The 23,054-nt window shown below is 70.1% G+C and carries 21 protein-coding genes; 8 read left to right on the plus strand and 13 right to left on the minus strand.

Going from position 1 to position 23,054, the window contains the following annotated elements:
* Positions 1 to 47 precede the first annotated feature (47 nt).
* From ACWGJY_RS35155 to ACWGJY_RS35190, 8 genes are read right to left on the minus strand one after another with little or no spacing between them, the layout of a single operon-like run.
* Positions 48 to 383: a metal-sulfur cluster assembly factor gene (locus ACWGJY_RS35155; RefSeq protein ID WP_030086261.1), complete on the minus strand. Its 336-nt coding sequence runs from the start codon at positions 381 to 383 to the stop codon at positions 48 to 50.
* Positions 380 to 838: a Fe-S cluster assembly sulfur transfer protein SufU gene (sufU, locus tag ACWGJY_RS35160; protein WP_453264955.1), complete on the minus strand. Its 459-nt coding sequence runs from the start codon at positions 836 to 838 to the stop codon at positions 380 to 382. The genes ACWGJY_RS35155 and sufU overlap by 4 nt, the downstream gene beginning before the upstream one ends.
* Positions 839 to 893: 55 nt before the next feature.
* On the minus strand, positions 894 to 2,150 hold the full coding sequence (locus ACWGJY_RS35165; RefSeq protein WP_453264956.1) for a cysteine desulfurase: 1,257 nt from the start codon (positions 2,148 to 2,150) through the stop codon (positions 894 to 896).
* On the minus strand, positions 2,147 to 2,911 hold the full coding sequence (gene sufC, locus ACWGJY_RS35170; protein ID WP_453264957.1) for a Fe-S cluster assembly ATPase SufC: 765 nt from the start codon (positions 2,909 to 2,911) through the stop codon (positions 2,147 to 2,149). Before sufC ends, ACWGJY_RS35165 begins: the two co-directional genes overlap by 4 nt.
* A gap of 7 nt (positions 2,912 to 2,918) precedes the next feature.
* On the minus strand, positions 2,919 to 3,236 hold the full coding sequence (locus ACWGJY_RS35175; protein ID WP_453264958.1) for a non-heme iron oxygenase ferredoxin subunit: 318 nt from the start codon (positions 3,234 to 3,236) through the stop codon (positions 2,919 to 2,921).
* A complete protein-coding gene (gene sufD / locus ACWGJY_RS35180) occupies positions 3,233 to 4,453 on the minus strand; it encodes a Fe-S cluster assembly protein SufD (RefSeq protein WP_453264959.1) in 1,221 nt (406 codons plus the stop codon). Before sufD ends, ACWGJY_RS35175 begins: the two co-directional genes overlap by 4 nt.
* Positions 4,454 to 4,513: 60 nt before the next feature.
* The gene (gene sufB / locus ACWGJY_RS35185) at positions 4,514 to 5,935 is read right to left on the minus strand and encodes a Fe-S cluster assembly protein SufB (protein WP_260638218.1); all 1,422 of its coding nucleotides are present in this window, start codon (positions 5,933 to 5,935) and stop codon (positions 4,514 to 4,516) included.
* Entirely contained in the window at positions 5,932 to 6,744 is an 813-nt protein-coding gene (locus tag ACWGJY_RS35190) for a helix-turn-helix transcriptional regulator (protein WP_453264960.1), read from the minus strand. Before ACWGJY_RS35190 ends, sufB begins: the two co-directional genes overlap by 4 nt.
* Positions 6,745 to 7,020: 276 nt before the next feature.
* Between ACWGJY_RS35190 and ACWGJY_RS35195 the strand changes: the two genes are divergently transcribed.
* The 3 genes from ACWGJY_RS35195 (at position 7,021) to ACWGJY_RS35205 (ending at position 9,964) form a co-directional block, all read left to right on the plus strand.
* On the plus strand, positions 7,021 to 7,983 hold the full coding sequence (locus ACWGJY_RS35195) for an ABC transporter ATP-binding protein (protein WP_453264961.1): 963 nt from the start codon (positions 7,021 to 7,023) through the stop codon (positions 7,981 to 7,983).
* Positions 7,984 to 8,071: 88 nt separating this feature from the next.
* Complete coding sequence (locus ACWGJY_RS35200) at positions 8,072 to 8,860, plus strand: ABC transporter permease (protein ID WP_453264962.1); 789 nt, start codon at positions 8,072 to 8,074, stop codon at positions 8,858 to 8,860.
* 99 nt (positions 8,861 to 8,959) lie between these two features.
* Complete coding sequence (locus ACWGJY_RS35205; RefSeq protein ID WP_453264963.1) at positions 8,960 to 9,964, plus strand: COX15/CtaA family protein; 1,005 nt, start codon at positions 8,960 to 8,962, stop codon at positions 9,962 to 9,964.
* On the opposite strand, the gene ACWGJY_RS35210 is transcribed toward ACWGJY_RS35205, so the two are convergent.
* From ACWGJY_RS35210 to ACWGJY_RS35220, 3 genes are all read right to left on the minus strand, one after another.
* Entirely contained in the window at positions 9,937 to 10,983 is a 1,047-nt protein-coding gene (locus ACWGJY_RS35210) for an amidohydrolase (protein ID WP_453264964.1), read from the minus strand. The genes ACWGJY_RS35205 and ACWGJY_RS35210 overlap by 28 nt on opposite strands.
* Before the next feature lie 136 nt (positions 10,984 to 11,119).
* Positions 11,120 to 11,512, minus strand: a complete 393-nt coding sequence (locus tag ACWGJY_RS35215) for a hypothetical protein (protein WP_453264965.1) — start codon at positions 11,510 to 11,512, stop codon at positions 11,120 to 11,122.
* 15 nt (positions 11,513 to 11,527) lie between these two features.
* Positions 11,528 to 12,511: a heme o synthase gene (locus ACWGJY_RS35220; RefSeq protein ID WP_453264966.1), complete on the minus strand. Its 984-nt coding sequence runs from the start codon at positions 12,509 to 12,511 to the stop codon at positions 11,528 to 11,530.
* 459 nt (positions 12,512 to 12,970) lie between these two features.
* On the opposite strand from ACWGJY_RS35220, the gene tkt reads away from it, so the two are divergent.
* The 5 genes from tkt to pgl are packed head-to-tail and all read left to right on the plus strand — an operon-like array spanning position 12,971 to position 19,566.
* Positions 12,971 to 15,073: a transketolase gene (tkt, locus tag ACWGJY_RS35225; RefSeq protein ID WP_453264967.1), complete on the plus strand. Its 2,103-nt coding sequence runs from the start codon at positions 12,971 to 12,973 to the stop codon at positions 15,071 to 15,073.
* A gap of 34 nt (positions 15,074 to 15,107) precedes the next feature.
* Positions 15,108 to 16,226, plus strand: a complete 1,119-nt coding sequence (gene tal / locus ACWGJY_RS35230) for a transaldolase (protein WP_453264968.1) — start codon at positions 15,108 to 15,110, stop codon at positions 16,224 to 16,226.
* Between the two features lie 6 nt (positions 16,227 to 16,232).
* Positions 16,233 to 17,765 carry a glucose-6-phosphate dehydrogenase gene (gene zwf / locus ACWGJY_RS35235; protein WP_453264969.1) on the plus strand — a complete coding sequence of 511 codons (1,533 nt, stop codon included), beginning with the start codon at positions 16,233 to 16,235 and terminating at the stop codon, positions 17,763 to 17,765.
* Positions 17,762 to 18,787 carry a glucose-6-phosphate dehydrogenase assembly protein OpcA gene (gene opcA / locus ACWGJY_RS35240; protein ID WP_453264970.1) on the plus strand — a complete coding sequence of 342 codons (1,026 nt, stop codon included), beginning with the start codon at positions 17,762 to 17,764 and terminating at the stop codon, positions 18,785 to 18,787. Before zwf ends, opcA begins: the two co-directional genes overlap by 4 nt.
* A complete protein-coding gene (gene pgl, locus ACWGJY_RS35245; protein WP_453264971.1) occupies positions 18,784 to 19,566 on the plus strand; it encodes a 6-phosphogluconolactonase in 783 nt (260 codons plus the stop codon). The genes opcA and pgl overlap by 4 nt, the downstream gene beginning before the upstream one ends.
* Positions 19,567 to 19,739: 173 nt before the next feature.
* Here pgl and pgi read toward each other — a convergent pair whose 3' ends face one another.
* Both pgi and ACWGJY_RS35255 read right to left on the minus strand, forming a co-directional pair.
* A complete protein-coding gene (gene pgi / locus ACWGJY_RS35250; RefSeq protein WP_453264973.1) occupies positions 19,740 to 21,392 on the minus strand; it encodes a glucose-6-phosphate isomerase in 1,653 nt (550 codons plus the stop codon).
* Positions 21,393 to 21,449: 57 nt separating this feature from the next.
* On the minus strand, positions 21,450 to 22,811 hold the full coding sequence (locus ACWGJY_RS35255) for an MFS transporter (RefSeq protein ID WP_453264972.1): 1,362 nt from the start codon (positions 22,809 to 22,811) through the stop codon (positions 21,450 to 21,452).
* Between the last annotated feature and the right edge of the window lie 243 nt (positions 22,812 to 23,054).

A 23,054-nucleotide genomic window follows, 5' to 3' on the forward strand; every position in this document is an offset into this window, starting at 1 on the left:
CGCCAGTGGTGACTGGCGGGCACGGCCGGATCGCCGGTGAGATCTCGTCAGACGTTGAAGCCCAGCGCGCGGAGCTGCTCGCGGCCGTCGTCGGTGATCTTGTCCGGGCCCCACGGGGGCATCCAGACCCAGTTGATCTTGAGTTCATTGACGATGCCGTCGGTGGCGGACTTCGCCTGGTCCTCGATGACGTCGGTCAGCGGGCAGGCCGCGGAGGTCAGCGTCATGTCGATGGTGGCGATATTGGCGTCATCGACGTGGACGCCGTAGATCAGCCCCAGGTTCACGACATCGATGCCCAGCTCGGGGTCCACGACGTCGTAGAGCGCCTCGCGGACCTCCTCTTCGGAAGCCGGCTTGGTGGTGGTCGGGGTGTCGGTCATGCGGTCTTCGCCTCCTCGGAGAGGGCCTTGGCCGTGGCGTCCTTCCAGGCCATCCAGCTGAGCAGCGCGCACTTCACGCGCGCCGGGTACTTCGAGACACCGGCGAACGCCACCGCGTCCTCCAGCACCTCCTCCATCGCGTCATCCGGCTCCACCTGGCCCTTGGACTGCATCAGCTCCAGGAAGGTCTCCTGGATCTTCTGCGCGTCCCCGAGCGGCTTGCCCACCAGGAGCTCGTTGAGCACCGAGGCGCTGGCCTGGCTGATGGAGCAGCCCTGCCCCTCGTAGGACACGTCGGCGATCGTCGCGCCGTCGAGCCGCACGCGCAGCGTGATCTCGTCACCGCAGGTGGGGTTGACATGGTGCACCTCGGCGTCGCCGTCCCGAAGACCGCGCCCGTGCGGGTGCTTGTAGTGGTCCAGGATGACGTCCTGGTACATGGAATCCAGCTTCACGGCTCAGTCAGTCCTCGTCCTCATCCGCTGTGCTTGTGTCACCGGCTGTCCTTGCTTAACCGAAAAAGTTGCGGACGTGCTCCAGGCCCTCGACCAAGACGTCGACCTCGGCAGGGGTGGAGTACAGATAGAACGACGCTCGCGTGGTCGCAGGAATTCCGTAGCGCAGGCAGACCGGCCGTGCGCAGTGGTGTCCCACGCGGACCGCGATGCCCTGCTCGTCCAGCACCTGGCCGACGTCGTGCGGATGGATGTCGCCGAGCGTGAACGAGAGCGTCGCCCCGCGGTCCTCGGCCGTGCTCGGGCCGATGATGCGCAGGTCGGGGACCTCCAGCAGCCGCTTGACGGCGTACTCGGTGATCGCGTGCTCATGCGCGGCGATGTGGTCCATGCCGATCGAGGTGAGGTAGTCCACGGCCGCGCCGAGGCCGACGGCCTGGGCGATCGGGGGCGTACCGGCCTCGAACTTGTGCGGCGCGGGCGCGTACGTCGAGGAGTGCATCGAGACGGTCTCGATCATCTCACCGCCGCCGAGGAACGGCGGGAGGTCCTCCAGCAGCTCCTGGCGGCCCCACAGCACACCGATGCCGGTCGGACCGCACATCTTGTGGCCGGTGAAGGCCACGAAGTCGGCCTGCAGCGCCTGGACGTCCAGCACCATGTGCGGGGCGGCCTGCGAGGCGTCGATGCAGACCAGCGCGCCGACCTCCTGGGCGCGGCGGATGATCGTCTCGACCGGGTTGATGGTGCCCATGATGTTGGAGACCAGCGTGAAGGAGACGATCTTCGTCTGCTCGGTGATGATCTCGTCGATGTTGGACAGGTCGAGACGGCCGTCGTCGGTGATGCCGAACCACTTCAGCTTCGCGCCGGTGCGCTGCGAGAGCAGCTGCCACGGGACGATGTTGGAGTGGTGCTCCATCTCCGTGATGACGATCTCGGTCTCGCGGTCCACGCGGTAGGGCTCATCGGCCCAGCCGAGCATGTTGGCCACGAGGTTGAGCGACTCGGAGGCGTTCTTGGTGAAGATCACCTCGTCGCGGCTCGGCGCGTTGATGAAGGCAGCCACCTTGTCGCGGGCACCTTCGTACAGCGCCGTGGCCTCCTCGGCGAGCACATGCACGCCGCGGTGGACGTTGGCGTTGTGGCGTTCGTAGTAGGCGTTCAGGGCGTCGAGAACCTGACGCGGCTTCTGCGAGGTCGCCGCGTTGTCCAGGTACACGACCTTCTTCCCGTCGTGGACCAGACGGTCCAGCAGGGGGAAGTCCTTACGGATCGCCTCTGTGTCGAGGAGGCCCGGCAGCTGTGTCACGCGGTTGCGCCACCCTTCGTGTACTCCTCGTAGCCCTCGGCCTCCAGCTTGTCCGCGAGCTCGGCGCCGCCGGACTCGGCGATCCGGCCGTTCGCGAAGACGTGGACCTGGTCGGGCTTGATGTAGCGCAGGATGCGCGTGTAGTGGGTGATCAGCAGGGTGCCGACCTCGCCGGTCTCGCGGACGCGGTTGACGCCCTCGGAGACGGTGCGCAGGGCGTCGACGTCCAGGCCGGAGTCGGTCTCGTCGAGGATCGCGATGGCGGGCTTGAGCAGCTCCAGCTGGAGGATCTCGTGGCGCTTCTTCTCACCGCCGGAGAAGCCCTCGTTGACGTTGCGCTCGGCGAAGGCGGGGTCCATCTGGAGACGCGCCATGGCCTCCTTGACCTCCTTGACCCACAGCCGCAGCTTGGGGGCCTCGCCGCGGATCGCGGTCGCGGAGGTCCGCAGGAAGTTGGAGACCGAGACGCCGGGCACCTCGACCGGGTACTGCATGGCGAGGAAGACGCCGGCGCGGGCGCGCTCGTCGACGGACATCTCCAGGACGTCCTCGCCGTCGAGGGTGACGGTGCCGCCGGTGATCGTGTACTTGGGGTGACCCGCCAGGGAGTAGGCGAGAGTCGACTTGCCGGAGCCGTTGGGGCCCATGATGGCGTGCGTCTCGCCCTGCTTCACGGTCAGGTCGACGCCCTTGAGGATCTCGCGCGGGCCGTTCTCGGCCTCGACGGAGACGTGCAGGTCGTGGATCTCAAGCGTTGCCATGGGGAACTCAGGACTCCTGGGTGACGGAGACGAGCACGTCGTCCCCTTCGATCTTTACGGGGTATACGGGGACGGGGCGCGTCGCGGGAAGGCCGTTTGGCTTGCCGGTGCGCAGGTCGAAGCTCGAACCGTGCAGCCAGCACTCGATCGAGCAGTCCTCGACCTCCCCCTCCGAGAGGGAGACGTTCGCATGCGAGCAGATGTCGTTGATCGCGAACACCTCGCCCTCGGTGCGGACCAGGGAAACCGGCGTGCCGTCGATCTCCACCCGCTTGGGGGTGTCCGCCTCCAGCTCGCTGAGCGCCGCTGCGCGTACGTACGTCATGCCGCTGACGCTTCCAGCTCGGCCTCGATCTTGCTCATCAGACGCTCTTCGACGTCCGGGAGACCGATCTGCTGGACCAACTCGGCGAAGAAGCCGCGGACGACCAGCCGACGGGCCTCGTCGGCCGGGATGCCGCGAGCCATCAGGTAGAACAGCTGCTCGTCGTCGAAGCGGCCGGTCGCCGAGGCGTGGCCGGCGCCGACGATCTCGCCGGTCTCGATCTCCAGGTTGGGGACCGAGTCGACCCGCGCGCCGTCGGTGAGGACGAGGTTGCGGTTGAGCTCGTAGGTGTCCGTGCCGGTCGCGGACGCCTGGATGAGGACATCGCCGATCCAGACCGCGTGGGCGTCCTGGCCCTGCAGCGCGCCCTTGTATGTCACATGGGAGCGGCAGTTGGACGCCTCGTGGTCGACGAAGAGGCGGTGCTCCTGGTGCTGGCCCTGCTCGGTGAAGTACAGACCGTAGAGCTCGGCCTCGCCACCGGGGGCCGCGTAGGTGATGCGCGGGTGCAGCCGGACGAGGTCGCCGCCGAAGGTGACCACCACGGACTTGAAGCTCGCATCCCGGCCGACGAGGGCGTTGTGCTGCGCGACGTGCACGGCCTGGTCGTCCCAGTCCTGGACGGAGACGACGGTCAGCTTGGCGCCGTCACCGAGGAGGTAGTCGACGTTGGCGGCGAGCACCGCGTCACCGGTGTGGTCGAAGACCACGACCGCCTCGGCGAATGCGCCGAGTTCGATGACCTGGTGGCCGAAGGCCGTGCCGCCCTCACCGTGGACGCTGATCCGGATCGGCTCGGCGAGCACGGTCTCCTTGGGGACCGAGACCACCGACGCCTTCTCGAAGGAGCTGTACGCCTGGGCGGCGACCCGGTCCACGGGCTTGCCGGCCTTGCCGACCCGCGGGTCGGTGCGGTCGACCAGCTCGTGGGTGACACCCTCGGGAGCGGTGATGTCGATCTTCAGGTCGGGACCGCCGGCCACGGCACTGCCGTCGTGCAGGCCCTTGAGGCGCGCGAGGGGCGTGAAGCGCCACTCCTCCTCGCGGCCGTGCGGCACCGGGAAGTCCGCCACGTCGTAGGACGGCGGGGCGCTCATCCGGGTGGCGACGGTGGACTCCGCGGCCACCGCGAGGGAGCCGGTGGTCGTGGAACCCGCCGGTACGGGCCCCCCCGCTCGAGCGGAGCCGAGAGTGGGGGAGTTCTGAGCCTCAGCCATGGCTGTCGTAGTGCTCGCTTTCTGCAATCAGGGAGTCAGTCGCTGCGGGGTGGCCGGGCGTCAGCCGACCGACCCTTCCATCTGCAGCTCGATCAGCCGGTTGAGCTCCAGCGCATATTCCATCGGCAGCTCACGGGCGATCGGCTCGACGAAGCCGCGCACGATCATCGCCATGGCCTCGAACTCCGTCAGGCCGCGGGCCATCAGGTAGAAGAGCTGGTCCTCGCTGACCTTGGAGACGGTCGCCTCGTGGCCCATGGAGACGTCGTCCTCGCGGACGTCGACGTACGGGTAGGTGTCCGAGCGGGAGATGGTGTCCACCAGCAGGGCGTCACACAGCACGTTGGACTTGGAGCCCGCGGCGCCCTCGCCGATCTCGACCAGACCTCGGTAGGAGGTGCGGCCGCCGCCTCGCGCCACCGACTTGGAGACGATGTTGGAGGAGGTGTTCGGCGCCATGTGGACCATCTTGGAGCCGGCGTCCTGGTGCTGGCCCTCGCCCGCGAAGGCGATGGACAGGGTCTCGCCCTTGGCGTGCTCGCCCATCAGGTAGACCGCCGGGTACTTCATCGTCACCTTGGAGCCGAGGTTGCCGTCGACCCACTCCATGGTCGCGCCCTCGTAGGCGACGGCGCGCTTGGTGACCAGGTTGTAGACGTTGTTCGACCAGTTCTGGATGGTCGTGTAGCGGCAGCGGCCGCCCTTCTTCACGATGATCTCGACGACCGCGGAGTGCAGCGAGTCCGACTTGTAGATCGGCGCGGTGCAGCCCTCGACGTAGTGGACGTAGGCGTCCTCGTCGACGATGATCAGCGTCCGCTCGAACTGACCCATGTTCTCGGTGTTGATCCGGAAGTAGGCCTGCAGCGGGATGTCCACGTGGACACCCTTGGGGACGTAGATGAACGAGCCGCCGGACCACACCGCGGTGTTCAGCGACGCGAACTTGTTGTCACCGACCGGGATGACCGTGCCGAAGTACTCCTGGAAGAGTTCCGGGTGCTCCTTGAGCGCAGTGTCGGTGTCCAGGAAGAGAACGCCCTGCTCCTCCAGGTCCTCACGGATCTGGTGGTAGACGACCTCGGACTCGTACTGGGCGGCGACACCGGCGACCAGGCGCTGCTTCTCCGCCTCGGGGATGCCGAGCTTGTCGTAGGTGTTCTTGATGTCCTCGGGCAGGTCCTCCCAGGAGGCGGCCTGCTGCTCCGTGGAGCGGACGAAGTACTTGATGTTGTCGAAGTCGATGCCCGAGAGGTCCGAGCCCCAGTTCGGCATGGGCTTCTTGTCGAACAGCTTCAGGCCCTTGAGGCGGAGCTTGAGCATCCACTCCGGCTCGTTCTTCTTCGCCGAGATGTCGCGGACGACTGCCTCGGAAAGACCGCGCTTGGCGGAAGCGCCGGCCACGTCGGAGTCGGCCCAGCCGTATTCGTACTTGCCCAGGCCCTCGAGCTCGGGGTGAGCAGTCTCCGTGGGGAGCGTCATGCGGGGTTCCTCCCGGCCGTGCTTGCAGATGCTGTGGTGGTCTTGGTGGTGCGTGCGGTGCTGTGCGCGGCCTTGCCGGCACCGGCCTTCGGGATGAAGGTCGTGCACACCCCGTCGCCATGGGCGATGGTGGCAAGCCGCTGTACATGGGTCCCGAGCAATCGGGAGAAGACCTCGGTCTCCGCCTCGCACAGCTGCGGGTACTGCTCGGCGACATGGGCGACCGGGCAGTGGTGCTGGCAGAGCTGTTCACCGAGCTGGGGATTGGGGGCGCTGCGCGCCGTAGCAGCGTACCCGTCCGCGGTCAACGCCTTCGCCAGGGCCTCGGTGCGGGCCTGGGGCTCGGCGGACTCGACCGCCTTGCGGTAGCCCTCGGCCTGGGCGGCGAGCCGGGCACGGGCGAACGCGGCGACGGCGGCCTCGCCCTTCTCACCGCCGCCCGCGCTCTGCGCGATCCAGCGCAGCGCGTCGGAGGCGAGCTGGTCGTAGGCCTGGTCGAAGGCGTCCCGTCCGCAGTCGGTGAGGGCGAAGGCCTTGGCCGGACGGCCGCGGCCACGTGTGCCGTAGACCCGCTTCTCGCGGGGCTCGACGACACCCTCGGCGGCGAGCGCGTCCAGATGCCGGCGGACGGCCGCCTGGGTCAGCTCCAGCCGCAGGGCCAGCTCGGCCGCGGTGGACGGACCGTGGTCGAGAATGGAGCGGGCGACCCTGTTGCGGGTGCCCTGCTGTTCGTCATGCGGCGCGGAGGCGGCCGGCCCGGCGGTCTGCTCGACCGCGGGCCCTTCCTGTTCCTCGCTCGCGTATTTCACAACGCCATTGTTGCGTAATTCGCCAAAGCGGCACAACCCTCGTCCGGATCACGGACTGGTGGCCTCTATCACTTAGGGTCACCTAATTCAAGCCCCCGCGGAGGGGCAAAGTGCGGCCCCACCTGCGCGGGCGCGCCCCGGCCCACGGCGGCGCACCAGGGCGCGCGGACCGTCCACATCCCCGCGGGCGCGCACCGCCGGATGGGTATCCGGGCGCCCGGAAGCCCCCGCGCCCCCGTTGAAAGGGGCCTTGCCACTCTCCGTAGACTGCCCGGCATGCGCAGCACCTCCCCTGGGGGCAATCCCCCGGCCCCCGGACGAGAGCCTGCCGTCGAGGTCGTCGGTCTGGTCAAGCGATACGGGACCAAGACCGCCGTGGACGGGCTCGACCTGACCGTCGCGCGCGGCACGGTGACCGCCGTGCTCGGCCCCAACGGCGCCGGCAAGACCACCACCGTCGAGACCTGCGAGGGCTACCGCCGCCCGGACGCCGGGCGCGTCCGGGTCCTGGGCCTGGACCCGGTGGCCGACGCCGCGGCGCTGCGGCCGCGCATCGGCGTGATGCTGCAGTCCGGCGGCGTCTACCCGGGCGCCAAGGCGGAGGAGATGCTGCGGCACACCGCCACCCTGCACGCCCACCCCCTCGACGTCGGGCCGCTCATCGAACGGCTCGGCCTGGGCAGCTGCGGCCGGACGCCCTACCGCCGGCTGTCCGGCGGCCAGCAGCAGCGCCTCGCGCTGGCGATGGCCGTGGTCGGCCGCCCCGAGCTGGTCTTCCTCGACGAGCCGACGGCCGGCCTCGACCCCCAGGCCCGGCACGCCACCTGGGACCTCGTGCGGGAACTGCGCGCCGACGGCGTCAGCACCGTACTGACCACCCACTTCATGGACGAGGCCGAGCAGCTCGCCGACGATGTCGCGATCATCGACGGCGGCCGGGTGATCGCCCAGGGCAGCCCGGACGAGCTGTGCCGCGGCGGCGCGGAGAACAGCCTGCGCTTCACCGGCCGCCCCGGCCTCGACATCGCCTCGCTGCTCAAGGCGCTGCCCGCCGACAGCGCCGCCACGGAACCGTCCTCCGGCGTCTACCGCGTGCACGGCAAGGTCAACCCGCAGCTGCTGGCCACCGTCGCCTCCTGGTGCGCCCAGAACGGCGTGCTGCCCGACGCGATAGCCGTCGAGCGCCACACCCTGGAGGACGTCTTCCTGGAGCTCACGGGCAAGGAGCTGCGCGCATGAACCACCGCCACACGACTTTCGGCCGGGGGTCCGGGGGTCGCCCCCCTGGCAGGCACAGCCTGGAGCTCACCGGCAAGGAGCTGCGCGCATGACCGCGACCGGCACGTTCACCCCCCGGCCCGGCGCGGCCCCGCTGCCCCGGATGATCCGTGCGCAGGCGGCCCTGGAGACCAGGATGCTGCTGCGCAACGGCGAGCAGCTACTGCTGACCGTCATCATCCCGACGCTGCTGCTGGTGCTGTTCTCCGCCGTCGACATCATCGCGGTGCCCACCGACACGGCCGGCGGCGCGGGCAGCTCCGTCGACTTCCTGGCACCCGGCATCCTGGCACTCGCCGTGATGTCGACCGCCTTCACCGGCCAGGCCATCGCGACCGGCTTCGAACGGCGCTACGGCGTCCTCAAACGGCTGGCCGTCTCGCCACTGCCACGCTGGGGTCTGATGACCGCCAAGACCTGCGCGGTGCTGGTCACCGAGGTGCTGCAGACCGTGCTGCTGACGGCCGTGGCCCTGGCGCTGGGCTGGTCCCCGCACGGCAGCCCGCTGTCCGTGCTGCTGTTGCTCCTGCTGGGTACCGCCGCCTTCTCGGGCCTGGGCCTGCTGATGGCCGGCACGCTCAAGGCCGAGGCCACCCTCGCGGCGGCCAACCTGGTCTTCCTGCTGCTCCTGGTCGGCGGCGGCGTGATCGTCCCGCTGGACAAGTTCCCCGCGGCCGCGCAGAGCGTGCTCGGGCTGCTGCCGATCGCCGCGCTGTCCGACGGGCTGCGCGACGTCCTCCAGCACGGCGCCGGCATCCCCTGGCGGGACCTGGGCATCCTCGCCGTCTGGTCGGTGCTGGGGCTGGGTACGGCCGCTCGCTTCTTCCGCTGGGAGTGAGCCGCCGGGCGGCGCTCCCGATGCCCGGTTCCGGACGGTTCCGTCGCCTGGCGCCCCCCTCGTGAAAGTTTGCACAAGGCGCCGCCTACGATGTCTCCCGTGCCGAATTCGCTGAACCCCCTCGAGCTGATCGCCCACCGCTGGCAGCCGTCCGCGGCCTTTGTGCGACGGGCCGCGCTGGCCACCGTCGTCATGGCCGTGATCATCGTCGTCACGGGTGGCGCGGTCCGGCTCACGCAGTCCGGCCTGGGGTGTACGACCTGGCCCACGTGCACGCCGGACAGCCTGACGCCGACCCCCGCGATGGGCATCAACGGGATCATCGAGTTCAGCAACCGCATGCTGACGGACGTCCTGTGCGCGGTCGTCGGGCTGTTCATCATCGCCGCCCGCGCCCGCCACCCCCGGCGCCGCTCGCTCACCCGCCTCGGCTGGGCGCAGTTCTGGCTCGTCATGAGCAACGCCGTCATCGGCGGCATCACGGTCCTGACCGGCCTGAACCCGTACATCGTCAGCTCGCACTTCCTTGCCGCCACGGCACTGCTCACGGTCGCCCTCCTGAGCTGGAAGCGGGCGAGCGAGGGCGACGAGGAGCCACGCGAGGTGACCGCCCGCCCGGTGCGGCAGCTGGCCTGGCTGCTGGTGGGAGCGACCGGCGCGCTCACCGTCATCGGCACGGTCGTCACCGGCGCGGGCCCGCACGCGGGCGACGCCAGGAAGGTCCACCGCATCCCGCTGGACTGGCAGGAGATCACCCAGCTGCATGTGGACTTCGTCTACATCGTCATCGGCCTGACCGTGGCTCTCTGGTTCACCCTGCGCGCCGTCAAGGCCCCGGCCGCTCCGCGCCGGCTGGTCCTGGAGCTGCTCGCCTGCCTGGCTCTGCAGGGTGTCGTCGGCTATGTCCAGTACTTCATGGGCCTGCCCGAAGTCGTCATCGGGGTCCATATGCTGGGTTCGACCCTGGTGTGGATCTGTGTGCTGAGGGTGGCTCTGTCGCTGCGCGACCGCGGTCCGCTCCAGGAGGACGGCCCCGGCGGACCCGCCCCCTCGGGCGAGCACGGGGCACCAAAACCTCAGCCGGCCTCCGCGCTCAGCCGGTAGACCCGGCGCGCGGTCCCCGAACCGACCTTCTCGGTGATCCGCCGTCCGTCCTCGGCACCGCACAGCCCCTCGTCGGTCCACTCCCGTACGAGACGGCCCATGGCGCGCAGAAAGCACCGGGCGCCGGTCACATACAGCTCGGGCAGCCCGCGGGCGCCCGAGGAGAACAGCAGCTTGCCGAACGGCGCCTGACCGAGCGTCTCCTCCGGGCAGGGCCCGGCGTCCGCGTACACATGGGCGTGCACCGCGGCAAGCTGCGCCGCCCGCCGGTGGTGCGGTGCCTGCGGCAGCAGGACGAGATCCGCGCCGAGACCGGTCGTGGCGCGCAGGAAACCCGTCAGCGGCCGCGGATCGGGGCAGTGCAGCTGCACCGGCAGACCGGTCGCCACCGCGCTCCACAGCAGATGCCGTACGAGCGCGGGCTCACCGAGCCGCTCGCCGGGCCGGCGGCCGCGCAGCCAGCGGTCCGCGGCGCGCCGTACCTCGCCGGCCCCGGGGGCGTGCCCGTCGCAGTGGGTGGCGCCGGAGGCGAACGCGGTGGCGTGCTGGGCCTCGGCGTAGAGGGCCTCGGCGGTGTAGCCGAGGAAGGAGTCGACGCTGCCGGAGGTGTCGGCGACCTGCTCGGCGAGCGGTTCGAGCCGTACGACCTCGTGGGCCGCGGCCTCGGCGGCGGTGGCGAGTTCGGTGGCCGAGGTCAGCTCGCTGGGGGCGCCGGCCTCCAGCAGGAAGGTGCCGATGCCGGAGCCGCGCAGCAGCAGGCGTCCGGCGCGGTAGGCGCCGACCTCGCGTCGGCGGGCCAGATAGCGGGCGGGCGGGCACTGCGGTTCCAGGCCGAGCAGCGGGGGGCACCAGCGGCGTATCGCAAGGCCGGTGAAGCTGTCGAAATAGCTGGTGCCGGCGGGGGCCGGGCCGTGTGCGCCGGCCGCGGCGGCGAGGTGGGTCTCGAAGGAGCCGAGACCGAGCTCACCGTGCACCGCACCATGGCTGTGCTGATCGATGAGCGGTGGAAGTCCGTCCATCCGCTCCTCCTCGCCGAGAGCCCGCCGGGCGCGGCCGGAGCGCCGTGCCCGGTGGGCCTAACGGACGAGGAGGTGGTGAGGTATCGGGCTCCGCATCCGGCGTGCGCTCCGGCGCACGGCGCGCGGGCACGGACCGTCAGCTGTTGGCCGGGCCGCCCACCTGGATACCGGCCATCCGGGACCACTCGTAGCGGCCGGTACGGACCCTGGCGGCGAGGTCGCCGTCGAAGTCGTCATGGAGCGTGATGCCGGCCTTGTCGGCGGCGTCCTTGGCGGAGTCGAAGGTGTCCGCGACGAGGTTGCCCCACTCGCCGTCGGCCCCGACGAGCGCGATCCGGGTGCGGCCGCGGCCGATGTGCGCGAGCTGGCCTTCCGCGCTGCCGCCGTGCGTGGTGGCGAAGGCGCGGATCTGCTTGGCGAGCCGGTCCGCGTGCTTGCCGGCCTTCTTGTCGCCGCGCGCCGTGGCCTGCACGTCGGCCACCGCCTCCGTCTGCTCGTCCGCCTGCTGGGTGTCTGCCATGAACAGCATGCTACCCATCGGTAATCAACGAAGGAAGGGATCCACGGCGACGGCGACGAACAACAGCGACACATAGGTGATGGACCAGTGGAACAGCCGCATCTCCTTGAGCTTGGCGCCCGTGATCCCGGCCTTGGCGCGGGACTGCAGCCCGTGCGCCTCCTTGAGCCAGAAGGCCCCGCAGGCGACCGCGACGACGGTGTAGAACCAGCCCGTGTAGCCCAGCGGCTGCAGCAGCAGCGAGACGACGACCATCACCCAGCTGTAGGCGACGATCTGCCGCGCGACGACCTTGTTGCCCGCGACGACCGGCAGCATCGGCACACCGACCCGCTCGTAGTCCTCCTTGACCTTCATCGACAGCGGCCAGTAGTGCGGCGGCGTCCAGAAGAACATGACGAGGAAGAGAATGAACGAGGCCCAGGAGACGGAGTTCGTCACCGACGACCAGCCGATGAAGACCGGCATGCATCCCGCGATTCCGCCCCAGACGATGTTCTGGGTGGTGCGCCGCTTGAGGATCATCGTGTAGACCACGACGTAGAAAAGCAGCGCTCCGAGCGACAGCACCGCGGACAGCGGGTTGACGAGGAACCAGAACCAGGCCGTGGAGCCGACCGCGAGGGCGGTCGCGAAGACCAGGCACTCGCGGGGGCTCACCATGCCGGTGACCAGCGGCCGCTGGGACGTGCGGTCCATCAGCGCGTCGATGTCACGGTCGAGGTACATGTTGTAGGCGGCGGCGCCGCCGGCGGAGAGATATCCGCCGATACAGGTCACCAGCACCAGCCACAGGTCCGGCACACCCTTGGCGGCCAGGAACATCACCGGCACCGTGGTCATCAGCAGAAGCTCGATGACCCTCGGCTTGGTCAGCGCCACGAACGCCTTGACACGGGCCCCGAACGGCCGGTCGCCGGGACTCCCGGGGACCGGAGAGAGTTCCCCCACGGCCTTGACAGCGTGGGTGGTGCCCCCACCCGCAGGACGGGATTCGACGGCCGTCACGCACACCCCTGGAAGTAACATCAGCGGCCTCTGCCGCAGAAGAGATAAGGCCTGCAAGCCCGCCCGGCCGTGAATACCCGGTTAAGGGACTTGCGCGTACCACGCCACTTTAGACGTTGGCCATACAGCGATCTTCGCGGGGGTGGGGTCGTGTTGGGCGCCGGGCAGTGGGGTGGTGACGGCACCTTTTCCCGGACGTTCGCCCGGCGTTCAGGAGGCGCACGCGACCGCCGCCCGGCAGTCTGGTCGTATGGCCGTCACCTCAGGGCCGGAATGTCCCGAGTCCTGATTTGGTTGCCCGAAGCGACAAGCCGCCATGACACCCGCGCACCGACTGAGCGCCGAAAACACCGACTGAGCGTCGAAAAGACGCACGCACTTGCGGGGGTAGGCTCGACACCGCCTGGCGGACATACCGTCCGCGGCATTCGAACATGTGGAGAGGAGCCCTGACTCAGGGTGAGCACCAAGCCGACCACCACAGATCTCGAGTGGACCGAACTGGATCAGCGGGCAGTGGACACCGTCCGTGTCCTGGCCATGGATTCCGTGCAGAAGGTCGGTAACGGCCATCCGGGTACGGCCATGAGCCTGGCGCCGGCCGCCTACCTTCTCTTCCAGAAGCTGATGCGGCACGACCCGGCGGACGCGAACTGGACCGGACGCGACCGGTTCATTCTCTCCGCGGGCCACTCCAGCCTGACCCTCTACATCCAGCTCTACCTCGCCGGTTACGGCCTGGAGCTGGCCGACCTGGAGGCGTTCCGCACCTGGGGCTCGAAGACCCCCGGTCACCCCGAGTACGGCCACACCACCGGCGTCGAGACCACCACCGGTCCGCTGGGCCAGGGTGTCGCCAACGCGGTGGGCATGGCGATGGCCTCCCGCTACGAGCGCGGCCTGTTCGACCCGGATGCGCCCGAGGGCACCTCGCCCTTCGACCACACCATCTACGCCATCGCCGGCGACGGCTGCCTGCAGGAGGGCATCTCCGCCGAGGCCTCCTCGCTCGCGGGCCACCAGAAGCTCGGCAACCTCGTCATGCTGTGGGACGACAACCACATCTCGATCGAGGGCGACACCGAGACCGCGGTCTCGGAGGACACCTGCAAGCGCTACGAGGCCTACGGCTGGCATGTGCAGCGGGTGGCGCCGAAGGCGAACGGCGACCTGGACCCCGAGGCGCTGTACCGCGCCATCGAGGCGGCCAAGGCCGAGACCGGACGCCCGTCGTTCATCGCGATGCGCTCGATCATCGCCTGGCCGGCCCCCAACGCCCAGAACACCGAGGCCGCGCACGGCTCGGCGCTGGGCGAGGAGGAGGTCGCGGCCACCAAGCGCGTCCTCGGCTTCGACCCGGAGAAGTCCTTCGACGTCCCCGAGGAGGTGCTCGCGCACAGCCGCGCCGCCCTCGACCGCGGCCGTGACCTCAAGAAGGAGTGGGAGAAGGGTTTCGCCGACTGGCGCACGGCCCACCCCGGGCACGCCGCGGAGTTCGACCGGATCGCCGCGGGCGAGCTGCCCGCGGGCTGGGAGGAGCACCTCCCGTCGTTCGAGACCGGCAAGGCCGTGGCCACCCGCGCCGCGTCCGGCAAGGTGCTGCACGCGCTCGGTGCGGTCATCCCCGAGCTGTGGGGCGGCTCCGCCGACCTGGCGGGCTCGAACAACACCACGATCGACAAGACCTCGTCGTTCCTGCCCGAGGGCAACCCGCTGCCGGGCGCCGACCCGTACGGCCGCACGATCCACTTCGGTATCCGTGAGCACTCCATGGCCGCGGAGATGAACGGCATCACGCTGCACGGCAACACCCGTGTCTACGGCGGCACCTTCCTGGTGTTCTCCGACTACATGCGCAACGCCGTCCGGCTGTCCGCGCTGATGCACCTGCCGGTGACGTACGTCTGGACGCACGACTCCATCGGCCTGGGCGAGGACGGTCCGACCCACCAGCCGGTCGAGCACCTGGCCTCGCTGCGCGCCATCCCGAACCTGAACCTCGTCCGCCCGGCCGACGCCAACGAGACCGCCATCGCCTGGCGCGAGGTCCTCAAGCGCTGGACGAAGGAGTACGGCGTGGGGGCCCCGCACGGCCTCGCGCTGACCCGTCAGGGCGTGCCGACGTACCCCGCCGACGAGAACACCGCCAAGGGCGGCTACGTCCGGTTCGAGGCCGAAGGCGCCGACGGCAAGAGCACCACGCCGCAGGTCGTGCTGATCGGTACCGGCTCCGAGCTGCAGCTCGCCGTCGAGGCGCGCGAGCAGCTGCAGGCCGGGGGGATCCCCACCCGCGTGGTGTCGATGCCGTGCGTCGAGTGGTTCGAGCAGCAGGACCGGGCCTACCGCGACAGCGTGCTTCCCCCGTCCGTCAAGGCCCGTGTCGCTGTCGAGGCCGGCATCGGTCTGACCTGGCACCGCTTCGTCGGTGACGCCGGGCGCATCGTGTCCCTGGAGCACTTCGGCGCCTCGGCCGATGCCAAGGTCCTCTTCCGCGAGTTCGGCTTCACCGCCGACGCGGTCGCCTCCGCCGCCCGGGAATCGATCGAAGCCGCCGCGCGCTGACGCCAGTACACGACAAGTAGGAGATGCAAAACCCATGACAGACGCACTCAAGCGCCTCTCCGACGAAGGCGTCGCGATCTGGCTGGACGACCTGTCGCGCAAGCGCATCACGTCCGGCAACCTCGCCGAGCTGATCGACCAGCAGCATGTCGTCGGTGTCACGACGAACCCGTCGATCTTCCAGAAGGCGATCTCCTCGGGCGACGGCTACGAGCAGCAGCTCACCGACCTCGCCGCCCGCAAGGTCACCGTCGAAGAAGCCCTCCGCATGATCACGACGGCGGACGTCCGTGACGCCGCCGACATCCTGCGCCCGGTCTTCGACGCCACCGGCGGCCAGGACGGCCGGGTCTCCATCGAGGTGGACCCGCGCCTGGCGCACCACACCACGCCGACCATCGCCGAGGCCAAGCAGCTGGCGTGGCTGGTCGACCGCCCGAACACGCTGATCAAGATCCCGGCCACCAAGGCGGGCCTCCCGGCGATCACCGAGGTCATCGGCCTGGGCATCAGCGTCAATGTCACGCTGATCTTCTCGCTGGAGCGCTACCGCGAGGTCATGGACGCCTACCTGGCGGGCCTGGAGAAGGCCAAGGCCGCGGGCCTGGACCTGTCCCTGATCCGTTCGGTCGCGTCGTTCTTCGTGTCCCGTGTGGACTCCGAGATCGACAAGCGCCTGGAGAAGACCGGCACGGACGAGGCGAAGGCCCTCAAGGGCAAGGCCGCGCTGGCCAACGCCCGACTGGCCTACGAGGCGTACGAGGAGGTCTTCTCCTCGGAGCGCTGGGCCGCCCTCGACAAGGCCGGTGCCAACAAGCAGCGTCCGCTGTGGGCCTCGACCGGTGTCAAGGACCCGGCCTACAAGGACACGCTGTACGTGGACGAGCTGGTCGCCCCCGGCACGGTCAACACCATGCCGGAGGCCACCCTGGAGGCCACCGCCGACCACGGCGACATCAAGGGTGATGCCGTGCGCGGCACGTACGACACCGCCCGGACGGACCTGGAGGCGCTCGCGAAGCTCGGGATCTCGTACGACGATGTCGTAAAGGTCCTGGAGGACGAGGGCGTGGAGAAGTTCGAGGCGTCCTGGAACGACCTGCTCAAGTCCACGGAGGCGGAGCTCAAGCGCCTCGCTCCCTCGGAGGGCTGATCTCCCTTGTCTGATGCACACGGAGCCAACCCGCTTCGTGACGCCCTGGACCGACGGCTCCCGCGTATCGCGGGGCCGTCGGGCCTGGTCATCTTTGGCGTCACGGGCGATTTGTCCCGTAAAAAGCTGATGCCCGCGGTCTATGACCTGGCCAACCGCGGTCTGCTGCCGCCCGGTTTCTCGCTCGTCGGGTTCGCCCGCCGCGAGTGGGAACACGAGGACTTCGCGCAGGAGGTGTACGCCGCGGTCAAGGAACACTCGCGTACGCCGTTCCGCGAGGAGGTCTGGCAGCAGCTGGTCCAGGGCTGCCGCTTCGTCCAGGGCAACTTCGACGACGACGAGGCCTTCGAGACGCTCAAGGAGACGATAAACGAGCTCGACAAGGCCCAGGGCACCAACGGCAACTTCGCCTTCTACCTGTCCGTACCGCCGAAGTTCTTCCCCCAGGTCGTCCAGCAGCTGAAGAAGCACGGGCTGGCCGACCAGAAGGAGGGCTCCTGGCGGCGTGCGGTCATCGAGAAGCCGTTCGGCCACGACCTGGAGAGCGCCCAGGAGCTCAACCGGATCGTCCACGAGGTCTTCCCGCCGCACGAGGTCTTCCGGATCGACCACTACCTGGGCAAGGAGACGGTCCAGAACATCCTGGCGCTGCGGTTCGCCAACACGATGTTCGAGCCGCTGTGGAACCGCAGCTATGTCGACCACGTCCAGATCACGATGGCCGAGGACATCGGCATCGGCGGCCGGGCCGGCTACTACGACGGTATCGGCGCCGCCCGTGACGTCATCCAGAACCACCTTCTCCAGCTGCTCGCGCTGACCACGATGGAGGAGCCCTCCTCGTTCGAGGCGGATGCGCTGGTCGCGGAGAAGACCAAGGTGCTGGGTGCCGTCCGGCTGCCCAAGGACCTCGGCAGGGAGACGGTCCGCGCGCAGTACACGGAGGGCTGGCAGGGCGGCGAGAAGGCCGTCGGCTACCTCCAGGAAGAGGGCATCGACCCCAAGTCGAAGACCGACACCTACGCCGCGATCAAGCTGTCGATCGACAACCGCCGCTGGGCGGGCGTCCCCTTCTACCTGCGCACCGGCAAGCGCCTCGGCCGCCGCGTCACCGAGATCGCCGTGGTCTTCCAGCGCGCCCCGCACTCGCCCTTCGACCACACGGCCACCGAGGAACTGGGGCAGAACGCCCTGGTCATCCGGGTGCAGCCGGACGAGGGCGTGACCGTCAGGTTCGGCTCCAAGGTCCCGGGCACCTCGATGGAGGTACGGGACGTGTCGATGGACTTTGCCTACGGCGAGTCCTTCACGGAGTCCAGCCCCGAGGCCTACGAGCGGCTGATCCTCGATGTGCTGCTCGGCGACGCCAACCTCTTCCCGCGGGTGGAGGAGGTGGAGCGGTCCTGGCGGATCCTCGACCCGATCGAGGAGTACTGGGAGAAGCACGGCAGGCCCGCGCAGTACCCGGCGGGCACCTGGGGCCCCACCGAGGCGGACGAAATGCTCGCACGAGACGGACGGAGCTGGCGTCGGCCATGAAGATCGATTTGACGGAAACCACGTCCAGCAAGATCAACAAGGCGCTGGTCCAGGGCCGCCGGGCCATCGGCACCCCGGCCATCGGCATGGTGCTCACCCTCGTCATCGTCACCGATGAGGAGAACGCCTACGACGCGCTCAAGGCCGCCAACGACGCGTCCCGTGAGCACCCGTCGCGCACCCTCGTCGTCATCAAGCGGGTCAGCCGGTCGCCGCGCGACCGCGCCAAGGCCCGCCTCGACGCCGAGGTGCGGCTCGGCACGGAGGCCGGCACCGGCGAGACGGTCATACTCCGGCTGTACGGCGACGTCATCGACCACGCCCAGTCGGTGGTGCTGCCGCTGCTGCTGCCCGACGCCCCGGTCGTGGTCTGGTGGGCGGTGAACTCCCCGCTGGACCCGGCCAAGGACCCGCTCGGCTCGCTGGCCCAGCGCCGGGTCACCGACGCCTACGCCGCCGAGCAGCCCATCCAGGAGCTGTCGTCGCGCGCGGACACCTACACGCCGGGCGACACGGATCTGTCCTGGACCCGCATCACGCCGTGGCGCTCGATGCTGGCGGCGGCGCTCGACCAGGCTCCCTGCACGGTCACCTCGGCCGAGGTGACCGGCGAGGAGTTCAACCCCAGCTGCGAGCTGCTGGCCATGTGGCTGGCCGACCGACTGAAGGTCCCGGTCACCCGCAAGGTGTCCAGTGGCCCCGGTCTGACGGCCGCACGGATGGAGTCCAGCAGCGGCTCGATCGTGCTGGACCGCCCGGACGGGTCGCTGGCCACGCTCTCGATGCCCGCCCAGCCGGACCGTGCGGTGGCGCTCAAGCGCCGGGAAACCGCCGAGCTGCTCGCCGAGGAGCTGCGCCGGCTGGACCCGGACGAGACCTACGCCCGGACCCTGAAGTACGGCGTGGACCGGATCGGTGACGGCACGGGCGGGCAGCCGGAGGCCGGGAAGCCGGCGGCCGGCGAGAGCACACCGGACAAGCCCGCGGCGAAGAAGGCCGCAAAGAAGGCAGCCGCCAAGTGAGCGCTCCGCAGGTCGTCGTCCACCGCGACAAGGAGCTGATGGCCAAGGCCGCGGCGGCCCGGCTGATCACGAAGATCGTGGATGCCCAGGCCGCCCGCGGCTCCGCCTCCGTCGTCCTGACCGGCGGGCGCAACGGCAACGGGCTGCTCGCGGCCCTCGCCGAGGCGCCCGCCCGGGACGCGGTGGACTGGTCCCGGCTCGACCTGTGGTGGGGCGACGAGCGGTTCCTGCCGGACGGCGATCCGGAGCGCAACCACACCCAGGCCCGGGAAGTGCTGCTGGACAGCGTCCCGCTGGACCCGGCCCGGGTGCACCCCATGCCCCCGTCGGACGGCCCGTACGGCAACGACGCCGACGCCGCCGCCGAGTCGTACGCCGCCGGACTCGCCGCCTCCGCGGGCCCCGAGGACCACGGCCCGGTGCCGTCGTTCGACGTCCTGCTGCTGGGCGTCGGCCCGGACACCCATGTCGCCTCGCTCTTCCCCGAGCTGCCCGCCGTCCACGAGCAGGAACGGACGGCGGTGGGGGTGCACGGCGCGCCGAAGCCGCCGCCCACCCGCATCTCGCTGACCCTGCCCGCGATCCGCGCGGCACGGGAGGTGTGGCTGCTGGCGGCCGGCGAGGACAAGGCCAACGCCGTGGCCATCGCCCTCTCCGGCGCCGGAGAGGTCCAGGCCCCGGCGGCCGGCGCACGGGGCCGCAGCCGGACCCTGTGGCTGCTGGACGAGGCGGCGGCGGCCCAGCTGCCGCGCGGCCTCTACCCGCCGGCGTCGGCCTGACCGCCGCACCTGGCAAGCCCGAAGGCCCCGCATCCTGCGGGGCCTTCGGCGTCTCCGCGGCCACCGGGCGGTGAACCCGGGGACCCTGGTGGGCCCGGGGACCCTGGTGGTCCCCGGTACCCCGCTGGTCCCCGGTACCCCGGTGGTCCCCGGTACTCCGGTGGTCGCGGCGATCAACGTCCGTGCAGTTCCCGGTACTTGGCGACCAGACCGGCCGTGGAGGCATCGAGGCCCGGGACCTCGGCGCCCTCCGTCAGGGCCGGCTCGACGCGCTTGGCGAGGACCTTGCCCAGCTCCACGCCCCACTGGTCGAAGGAGTCGATGTTCCACACCGCGCCCTGGACGAACACCTTGTGCTCGTAGAGCGCCACCAACTGGCCCAGCACGGACGGGCTGAGTTCGCCGGCCAGGATGGTGGTGGTGGGGCGGTTGCCCGGGAACGTCTTGTGCGGCACCAGCTCCTCGGCCACGCCCTCGGCGCGCACCTCGTCGGACGTCTTGCCGAAGGCCAGCGCCTGGCCCTGGGCGAACAGATTGGCCATCAGCAGGTCGTGCTGGGCGACCAGGCCCGGCTGCAGGTCGTCGACCGGCTTGGCGAAGCCGATGAAATCGGCCGGGATCATTTTCGTGCCCTGATGGAGCAGCTGGTAGTAGGCGTGCTGGCCGTTGGTGCCGGGCGTGCCCCAGACGACGGGGCCGGTCTGCCAGGTGACCCGGTTGCCCTCGCGGTCCACGGACTTGCCGTTGGACTCCATGTCCAACTGCTGCAGATAGGCGGTGAACTTGGAGAAGTAGTGGCTGTAGGGCAGCACGGCATGCGACTGGGCATCCCAGAAGTTGCCGTACCAGACGCCGAGCAGACCCATCAGCAGCGGGACGTTCTGCTCCGGCGGGGCGCTGCGGAAGTGCTCGTCGACGAGGTGGAAGCCGGCCAGCATCTCGCGAAATTGCTCCGGGCCGATCGCGACCATCAGCGACAGACCGATGGCGGAGTCGTAGGAGTAACGGCCGCCGACCCAGTCCCAGAACTCGAACATGTTGTCCGTGTCGATGCCGAACTCCGCCACCTTCTCGGCATTGGTCGACACCGCCACGAAGTGCTTGGCGACGGCATTGTTGCCGGCGCCCAGACCGGTCAGCAGCCAGTCGCGGGCCGAGGTGGCATTGGTGATCGTCTCGATGGTGGTGAAGGTCTTCGAGGCGACGATGAACAGCGTCTCGGCCGGGTCCAGATCGCGTACCGCCTCGTGCAGATCGGCGCCGTCCACATTGGAGACGAAGCGGAACTGCATGTCCCGGTGGGTGTAGGCGCGCAGCGCCTCGTACGCCATCGCCGGGCCCAGATCCGAGCCGCCGATACCGATGTTCACGACGGTCTTGATGCGCTTGCCGGTGTGGCCCTTCCAGTCACCGGAGCGGATCCGGTCGCAGAAGGTGCCCATCCTCGTCAGGACGTGGTGCACCGCGGGGACGACGTTCTCACCGTCGCTCTTGATGGCCTCGGAGGCGGGGGCGCGCAGCGCGACGTGCAGCACGGAGCGCTGCTCGGTGAGGTTGATCTTCGCCCCGCGGAACATCGCGTCCCGCAGCTCCGCCACACCCGTCGCCGAGGCCAGGTCGCGCAGCAGCCGCAGCGTCTCGTCGGTGACCAGGTGCTTGGAGTAGTCCAGGTGCAGATCGCCCACCTGGAGGGTGTAGCGCTCGGCGCGCGCCGGATCCCGGTCGAACAGCTCGCGCAGATGCAGCTGTGCCATCTGCTCCCGGTGCTTGCCCAGCGCGGTCCACTCGGGCAACTGATCGAGCCTGCTGCGGCCTTCTGCGTTCATCTCGGACATCAGCCTTCTTCTTCTCGTACCGGCCCCGCCATCTCCCAACCTAATTGATCAGCGTGCGGTATGAGGTATCTGTCCGCCGTCGGACGAGGTGCTGTCGGGGGCCTGAAGAACGGGTATCAGCACGACGGCGCCCAGCGCCAGCAGCGCGGCGGCCAGCAGGACCGGGGTGCGGGGGCCCCACGCCCCGGCGACCGCGCCGCCGAGCAGCGCGCCGAGGGGCGTCCCGGCGACGGAGACCGTGCGGAACGCGGCGCTGATCCTGCCCGTCATCCCGGCCGGGCTGCGCTGCTGCACGGCCGTGGTCTCCAGGACGTTCCACACCATGGAGGCGAAGCCGAACAGACCCAGGAACACTGCCGCGGCAGCCGGTGAGCGCAGCGTCCCGAGGCCCACCAGCACCACGGTCTGGAGCGCCCCGGCCAGCAGCAGGGTACGGCCGCCACCGCCGGCCGCGGCGACCGTCCGCCGTGCGAGGAGCCCGCCCAGCACCATCCCGATGCCGTACCCGGTCGTCACGACCGCATAGCCGAAGTCCCCGGCGCCCAGCCAGCGCTTGACGACCACCACCAGGGTCGCGACCAGCGCGCCGAGGCCGGTGTTGCCCAGTGCCAGCGACACACAGAAGACGCGGAGCACCCGGTCGCGCCACAACTGCCGTAGCCCGTCGGCGATTTCGCGGCGGACGGTATGCCCGGCGGGGGCCGGCCGGGCGGGCGGCGGGCCGGTGCGCAGCGAGGCGACGAGGGCGGCGGCGAGGAGGTATGTGACCGCGTCGGCCAGGAACGGAACGGCGGCGCCGAGCGCGATGAGGGCCGGTGCCGCCGGCCCGCCGACGAACCGGCCGGCCAGCTCCTGACCGGTCATCAGGCGGGCATTGGCGAGGCTCAGTGCCTCGCGGGGCACCACCACGGGCAGCAGGGCCGTGGCGGCGTTGTCGAAGAGTGTCTGGAGGGTGGTGAGCGCGAAGGAGAGGACGAGCAGCAGTCCGATGCCCGCCCGGTCGAACGCCACGGCCAGGGCGAAGCCGGCCATCAGCAGGCCGCGCAGCACATCGACCGTCCACATCGCCCGCCGCTGGTCCAGCCGGTCCGCAACCGCACCGCCCAGCAGCCCGAAGAGCAGCCAGGGAACGAAGCCGCAGGCGGTGACGAGCGAGATCAGCAGCGGGGAATCGGTCAGGGAGTAGGCGAGCAGGGGCAGCGCCGTGCCGCGTAACGCATCACCGAAGCGGGAGACGGCGGCGGCGCCCCACAGCCGGCCGAAGCCACCACGCCAGGCGAGCGCCCCGGCTCCTGCCGCACGGCCCACCTCCGCGTCTGCCACCGTGCCTGCCCCGTCGCCTGCCTCGTCGCCTGCCTCCGTGCCTGCCTCGTCGCCTGCCCCGGTGCCCCGCTCCGTGCCCGCCGTCATGCGTGCCGCCCCTCCCCCGTCCGCATCGTGCGCGTACGGAAAACGGTACGGGCGACCACTGACAGTCGCCCTCGGGCACCTTCCTCGTCCGCTGCCTCAGATGCCGCCCGGCGCGGGCAGCTGCGGCCCGGTGCGGGCAGCTGCGGCCCGGTGCGGGCCCGCGGGCGCGCACACGGGCCCGCACGCGGAAGGACATCGGCTCGCGAGGGTGCACCTACGCGGCCGGCCCGGCCGGAGGGCGGT

This window comes from Streptomyces sp. NPDC054765, assembly GCF_053612065.1.

Bases quoted from the DNA above. Each gene is read 5' to 3' on its own strand.
- ACWGJY_RS35215 (WP_453264965.1), bottom strand. From the start codon at position 11,512: ATGCTGTTCATGGCAGACACCCAGCAGGCGGACGAGCAGACGGAGGCG.
- opcA (WP_453264970.1), top strand. From the start codon at position 17,762: ATGAAGATCGATTTGACGGAAACCACGTCCAGCAAGATCAACAAGGCG.
- ACWGJY_RS35155 (WP_030086261.1), bottom strand. From the start codon at position 383: ATGACCGACACCCCGACCACCACCAAGCCGGCTTCCGAAGAGGAGGTC.
- sufD (WP_453264959.1), bottom strand. From the start codon at position 4,453: ATGGCTGAGGCTCAGAACTCCCCCACTCTCGGCTCCGCTCGAGCGGGG.
- ACWGJY_RS35255 (WP_453264972.1), bottom strand. From the start codon at position 22,811: ATGACGGCGGGCACGGAGCGGGGCACCGGGGCAGGCGACGAGGCAGGC.
- ACWGJY_RS35210 (WP_453264964.1), bottom strand. From the start codon at position 10,983: ATGGACGGACTTCCACCGCTCATCGATCAGCACAGCCATGGTGCGGTG.
- tal (WP_453264968.1), top strand. From the start codon at position 15,108: ATGACAGACGCACTCAAGCGCCTCTCCGACGAAGGCGTCGCGATCTGG.
- ACWGJY_RS35195 (WP_453264961.1), top strand. From the start codon at position 7,021: ATGCGCAGCACCTCCCCTGGGGGCAATCCCCCGGCCCCCGGACGAGAG.
- pgi (WP_453264973.1), bottom strand. From the start codon at position 21,392: ATGAACGCAGAAGGCCGCAGCAGGCTCGATCAGTTGCCCGAGTGGACC.
- sufC (WP_453264957.1), bottom strand. From the start codon at position 2,911: ATGGCAACGCTTGAGATCCACGACCTGCACGTCTCCGTCGAGGCCGAG.
- sufB (WP_260638218.1), bottom strand. From the start codon at position 5,935: ATGACGCTCCCCACGGAGACTGCTCACCCCGAGCTCGAGGGCCTGGGC.
- ACWGJY_RS35175 (WP_453264958.1), bottom strand. From the start codon at position 3,236: ATGACGTACGTACGCGCAGCGGCGCTCAGCGAGCTGGAGGCGGACACC.
- ACWGJY_RS35200 (WP_453264962.1), top strand. From the start codon at position 8,072: ATGACCGCGACCGGCACGTTCACCCCCCGGCCCGGCGCGGCCCCGCTG.